The organism is Longimicrobium sp. (assembly GCF_036554565.1).
Classification (GTDB): domain Bacteria; phylum Gemmatimonadota; class Gemmatimonadetes; order Longimicrobiales; family Longimicrobiaceae; genus Longimicrobium.
In genome coordinates, this window is the sequence record NZ_DATBNB010000427.1 from 1 (window position 1) to 4,077 (window position 4,077).

The window sequence follows — 4,077 nt, forward strand, 5'->3', positions numbered from 1 at the left end:
CCGCCGGGCGCGGTGCCGCGTTCGCGGGCGCGAAGCCGGTTCGCGTCGTCTTCGACGCTTCCATCCTGGGCCGCGGGACGGCGCAGGTGGAGTTCCGGACCGGGATCTTCCGCGTGGTGCAGCACCTTGTGCGCGCGCTCGCCGCCACGGGGGCTTGCGACCTTGCGTTGGCCGCGCCGTTCTCGCCCGAGATCGCCGCGTACACGCGCTGGTACGTCCGTTCCGACCCGGTGCTGCGGCACGTTCCGATGCACTCCGCCGGCCCCGGGCTGTGGCTGCTGGAGCGCCTGGTCCATGCGCACCAGTCCCGGCGCGGCGGTCCCGGGGCCTCGGCGGCCACCAAGGCGTACCGCCGGGTGCTGCTGCACGGGCGCAAGGCCGCCGCGGCCGTCCTTCCGCCCAGGACGCTGCGCCCGCCGGATGGGGACGTGTTCCATTCGCCGAGGTATGCCCTGCCGGAGATGTCCGTCACCGGGAGAGCGGTACGGTTCCTGACCGTGTATGACCTCATCCCGGTCGTGGTCCCCCAGTTCTGCTCGCAGGCCGCGCGCGACGAGCTCCACACCATCCTGCGAAGCATCGGCTCGGGCGACTGGGTGTTCACCGGCTCGGAATCGGCCCGGGCGGACCTTTGCGAGTACCGCCCGGACCTGGACCCCGCGCGAGTGGTGGTGGCGTACAACGGGGCCGATCCGGCTACGTTCCGCCCGGTGGCCGATCGCGCCCGCATCGCGGAGGTGCTGCGGCGCCACGGGATCCCGGACGCACCGTACCTCCTGAGCGTGAACGCGGTGGAGCCGCGAAAGAACATCGAACGGGCGGTACGGGCGTTTTCGCGGATGACGTCGCAGGAGCGCCTGGCCGACCTTCGCATGGTCCTGGTGGGGAACATGGGGCAGGATCCCCACCGGTTCTTCGAGGCCGCGCGGGAGGCCGGGCTTTCGCCCGACCGGCTGGTGGTGACCGGCTACGTCCCGGACGAGGACCTGGCCGCGCTGTACAGCGGTGCGCTCGCGTTCGTGTACCCTTCGCTGTACGAGGGCTTCGGGCTGCCGCCCTTGGAAGCCATGCAGTGCGGGACGCCGGTGATCACCTCGAACACCTCCTCGCTTCCCGAGGTCGTGGGCGACGCGGGAATCATGGTGGAGCCCACGGACGAGGACGCGCTCAGCCAGGCCATGCTGGACGTATGCCGCGACGGGGAGCTGCGGCGCCGGATGCAGGCCCGCTCGCTGGCCCGCGCCGCCCGCTTCAGCTGGGAGACGTGCGCCCGGCAGACGATCGCCGGCTATCGTGCCGGGCTCGCCGGGCGATGAGCGCGTCGTGCACGGGATCTCCCGTCCGCCAGCGCCCGGGCGCGGAACGTCGGCCGCGAGCGGCACGCGCCGCTCCCGGCTGGCACCGGCCGCCACACCTCATTCTGAACATCGCCGCATTGTGACGAAGATTCACCCGTACGACGAGCCGGAGCTCACGGTGCCTCGGAGAGTGGTGCGCAGGGTCCGGTACGAGCTGGGCCAGGCCGGGCTCACCGAGGAGTGGGTGGCCGGGCGTTTCGGCTCGGCCTACCTGTGGCGCAGGCGGCTGGGCAGCCGGCTGCGTCCTTCGGCCCCTCCGCGGATGCCGCTGCGCTCGTCGCTGTGCCGCCAGGACCAGCTGGAGTCGCCCGCGTTCCGGGCGTGGGCCGCACGCATGGGGGAGCCATTCCGGCTGCACCGCAAGGTGTGGGAATTCTGCTATATCGCCCAGGCGCTCGACGAGCGCGGGATGCTGCAGCCGGGGCGGAGGGGACTGGGCTTCGCCGTGGGCCACGAGCCGCTCCCCGCGCTGTTCGCGTCGATGGGCTGCGAGGTGCTGGCCACCGACCTGGCGGCCGAGCAGGCGCAGGGCACGGGGTGGATCGAATCCGACCAGCACGCCAGCTCCCTGGCCGACCTGAACGTGAACGGGGTCTGCCCGCCGGAGGCGTTCGCCCGCCGGGTGTCGTTCCGCCCCGTGGACATGAACGCCATCCCGGCCGACCTGTCGGGGTTCGACTTCCTGTGGTCGTCGTGCTCGCTCGAGCACCTGGGATCGCTTCGGCACGGGGCCGAGTTCATCTACAACGCCATGCGGTGCCTGCGCCCCGGCGGGATGGCCGTGCACACGACGGAGTACAACGCGTCGTCCAATGGCCCGACCGTGCGGACCGGCGGGGCGGTCATCTTCCGCCGCCGGGACCTGCGCGCCATCGCGGCCGAGCTGCGGGCCGCCGGCCACGACGTCGCCGAGCTGGACTTCACCGAGGGAACCCTCCCCGCCGACCTCCACGTCGACCGGCCGCCGTACACGATGGATCCGCACCTTCGGCTCAGCCTCGAGGGCCACGTGGCTACGTCGTTCGGCCTGATCGTAAGAAAGGCCGAGGCGTCGTCCGGCCCCCGCATCGGATAAAGAGGCGCGAGGTGCCGAACGAACGAACCACGGCTGGTGCGGCGACCGCCCCGGCTGCGCCCGCCGCTCCCGCGCGTTCGCCACTGCGCGTGGCGTACGACCTTTCCAGCCTGGGGCTGGGACACGCCGACCGCCTGCACCGCACCGGCATCTTCCGGGTGGTGGAGCGGCAGGCCACGGACCTGCTGGGCGCGAGGGAGTGCGAGGTCACCTTCACGGCCCTGCGCTCGCCGACCCTCTTCGCATACACCGCCGACTTTTTGCGCGCGTCTCCCGCCCTTCGAGGCGGGACCCTCGCGGGAACGCAGCCCGGGCTGGGGGTCGTGAAGCGGCTGCTGGAGGCACACGCGTCACGGCAGGGCGGCCCGGGGGCGTCCGTGGCGACCAAGGCGTACCGGCGCGTGCTGCTGCACTCCCGCAAGGTGCTCGAGGCCACGGCCGGCGCTGCGTTTCCGGCGCGGGCCCCCGACGCGGACGTGTTCCACTCGCCGCGGTTCGCGCTTCCCGCCCCCGCACGAACCGGGCGGGCCGCGCGCTTCCTGACCTTCTACGACCTGATCCCCATCCTGCTCCCCGACAACTGCTCTCCAGGGGGCGTCAGGGAGCTGGAGCAGATCGTTCGCAGCCTGCGGCCCGACGACTGGGCGTTCGCCATCTCCGAGTCCGCCAGGGACGACCTGTGCGAATACCGGCCGGACCTGGACCCGGCCCGGGTGATCGTCACGCCGCTGGCGGCCGACCCGGTGCTCTTTCACCCCGTGCACGACCCGGAACGGCTGCGGGCGGTCCGCGAGCGGTACGGCATTCCCGAAGGTCCGTACCTGCTGAGCCTGAACACCCTGGACCCGCGCAAGAACATGGAGCGGGCCGTTCGGGCGTTCACCCGCGCGGCCCGGGAGGGGGCGCCGGACCTTTCGTTCGTGCTGGTGGGGAGCAAGTCGCCGCAGCTTTCGCGTCTGGGCGAGGTGGCGCGCCGAGCCGGAGTTGCACCCGAGCGGCTGGTGCTTGCGGGCTACGTCGCGGACGACGACCTCGCCGCGGTGTACAGCGGCGCCCTGGGCTTCGTGTTCCCGTCGCTGTACGAGGGCTTCGGCCTGCCGCCGCTGGAGGCCATGCAGTGCGGCGTCCCGGTCATCACCTCCAACAACTCGTCTCTTCCCGAAGTGGTGGGCGGCGCGGGGATCATGATCGACCCCACCGACGAGGACGCGCTCAGCCAGGCCATGCTGGACGTGTACCGCGACGGGCGCCTGCGCGAGCGGCTGCGCGAGCTTTCGCTGGCCCGCGCGCGGGAGTTCAGCTGGGCGCGCTTCACGGAGCAGACGGTGGCGGGGTATCGCGCCGCACTGGCATGACGGAGCGCGTGGTGGTGGTGTTCGGTCTGCCCCGGGAACGGCCCCGGCCAGGGCCGGGACGGACTCCGGAGGCCCATCGGGCCGCGCGGGCGGGATGAGGATCGCCGTCTGGCACAACCTCTCCACGGGAGGAGGGAAGCGGGCGCTCCATACGCACGTCCGCGGGCTGGTGGAGCGCGGCCACGAGCTGCGCGTGTGGACGGTGAGCGAACGCCACGACTACCTGCCGCTGGCCGGCCTGGCCCCGGAGCGCGTGGTCCCCACCGGCTGGCGCGAGCGCCCGGCCCGC

Annotated in this window: 3 protein-coding genes and 1 pseudogene; all 4 read left to right on the forward strand. The window is 72.6% G+C overall.

What is annotated here, in order from left to right; genetic code table 11:
- Positions 1-1,316, forward strand: a 1,316-nt coding sequence (locus VIB55_RS11625) for a glycosyltransferase family 1 protein (RefSeq protein WP_331876829.1), incomplete at its 5' end; no start/stop codon positions are given.
- 121 nt (positions 1,317-1,437) lie between these two features.
- Positions 1,438-2,433 (forward strand): class I SAM-dependent methyltransferase, encoded by a 996-nt coding sequence (locus VIB55_RS11630; protein WP_331876830.1) that lies wholly within the window; start codon positions 1,438-1,440, stop codon positions 2,431-2,433.
- 11 nt (positions 2,434-2,444) lie between these two features.
- The gene (locus VIB55_RS11635; protein WP_331876831.1) at positions 2,445-3,788 is read left to right on the forward strand and encodes a glycosyltransferase family 1 protein; all 1,344 of its coding nucleotides are present in this window, start codon (positions 2,445-2,447) and stop codon (positions 3,786-3,788) included.
- 94 nt (positions 3,789-3,882) lie between these two features.
- Positions 3,883-4,077, forward strand: a pseudogene (locus VIB55_RS11640) (hypothetical protein); the annotation flags it as partial.